This window comes from Duganella flavida (genome assembly GCF_009857445.1).
Lineage (GTDB): Bacteria > Pseudomonadota > Gammaproteobacteria > Burkholderiales > Burkholderiaceae_D > Rugamonas > Rugamonas flavida.
In genome coordinates, this window is the sequence record NZ_WWCN01000090.1 from 1 (window position 1) to 225 (window position 225).

2 tRNA genes are annotated in these 225 nt (G+C 54.7%); both read left to right on the plus strand.

The features are described from left to right. The first annotated feature begins 45 nt into the window (after positions 1-45). Positions 46-122: transfer RNA gene (locus GTP46_RS29335), tRNA-Ile, on the plus strand. A gap of 25 nt (positions 123-147) precedes the next feature. After that, a tRNA-Ala gene (locus tag GTP46_RS29340) sits at positions 148-223 on the plus strand. Positions 224-225 lie beyond the last annotated feature (2 nt).

Below are 225 nucleotides of genomic sequence, written 5' to 3' on the forward strand. Positions count from 1 at the left end.
GCGCTCACACTTATCGACTGTAACGAATAGAGAACAGCAAATATTGGGGCTGTAGCTCAGCTGGTTAGAGCACCGTGTTGATAACGCGGGGGTCGTTGGTTCGAGTCCAACCAGCCCTACCAGTTGCCGGTATTTAGAAATACCCATGGGGGATTAGCTCAGCTGGGAGAGCACCTGCTTTGCAAGCAGGGGGTCGTCGGTTCGATCCCGTCATCCTCCACCACC